This window comes from Arenibacter certesii DSM 19833, assembly GCF_000429545.1.
Lineage (GTDB): Bacteria > Bacteroidota > Bacteroidia > Flavobacteriales > Flavobacteriaceae > Arenibacter > Arenibacter certesii.
On record NZ_AUCB01000084.1, the window covers coordinates 1 to 1,366 of the forward strand.

General features: G+C 40.3%; 2 protein-coding genes. Both read right to left on the reverse strand.

The annotated features are described in order from the left end of the window. Positions 1-503: DUF2231 domain-containing protein (locus tag G466_RS0118880; RefSeq protein WP_026815007.1), on the reverse strand; the 503-nt coding region annotated here is incomplete at its 3' end. A gap of 38 nt (positions 504-541) precedes the next feature. Further along, the coding region (locus tag G466_RS24195; RefSeq protein WP_026815008.1) for an NHL repeat-containing protein at positions 542-1,366 on the reverse strand (825 nt) is incomplete at its 5' end.

The following is a 1,366-nucleotide window of genomic DNA, read 5'->3' on the forward strand; positions in this document are numbered from 1 at the left end:
GCTTCCTCTAAGCGGGAGATAGGTGGCAATACTACTTTTTCTGATCTTCCAAACGGTGCATACTTCACCAAATAATCACTTCCATGTGTTAAATTCCCTCCATAATGTCCAGTAACACTCACCAAAACCACTACAAGGGCCAGGGTAGCCATATTAGGTTTTAATCCATTAAATTTGGGCATATTAAACTTGCCCGAACGTATGGCCCATGCTAAAAAAGTAACTATCGTTGTGGCTACTCCAAACCAAAAATGAGTATCCAACATCCCCTCCTCATAATCCCCGCTTAAAGAAAGCATATACCCTAGTACACTGGCAACCAAAGCACTTATAGCGCCAAAGAACAAGGCCAAGGTAATTGCAATGGACAGCGTAGAATTCTTATTCCAACGCCCATATAGTTCCAAAATAAAGGCAAAGAACAAGAAACCAATGGGCAAATGCACCACAAGTGGGTGAAGTCGACCTAAAAACAATATAAAATCCGGTACACTACTATCCATTCTTATCTTTTTTGATCCTTAATCTTACCACCATGGTCTTAAACCCTTTCCAATTTAATTGGCGCAGAATTATGAGCATTCCATTGACAGACATATAAATTTTTGTCTGGATCCACATAAACGTCATGACCATGGTTAAAAATTGGGTTTAGGGAATTATGCATGGTTTGTAGTTTACCATTAATATATTTTGGCTCCTCTCCCCCGGGATTGGAAACCACCTGATTATTCCCATCTAAAATGGTCACAAAACCAGTATCGCGCACCCATTTCTCCCCTTCCCGTGTTTCGGACCAACATACGCCTGAATAGATGTTTTCATCATCTATAACAGCTCTACATACAAAGGCTCCGGGCAAATTCAAGGTTTTAATATATTTTCCATCGAGCGTGAAATATTTAAAAGCATTATCATTTCTTGAAGTAATTATCAACATTGGATTGTTCTTATTTCGATAATCTACGGCCACGCCATGGGCATTTGCCAAATTATAATTTTTATCGGTATTGTTCTTACCTCCCCATTTTCTGATAAACTCGCCTTTATGACTGAATTGAAGAATGTAATCCGAACCATAGCCATCGGCCACATAGATATCCCCATTGGGCCCTACCGCCGTCTCGGTCGGTCTATATGCCTCATCATCCTTATAAACGCCAATGGTATGAGGGTGAGGCAATGGAAAAATAAGACGGCCATCAATTGTAGTTTTGAACACCTGTCCTGCTTGAGCTTGGTTTTTTCCTGTTTTGTCCACAAAATAACCACAGTCCACTATAAATAGTACATCTTCCCCACCTTCGTTATGTAACGTTAAACCATGTCCCCCAGGATAGCCAGTTCCCCAATAATCCAATAATTT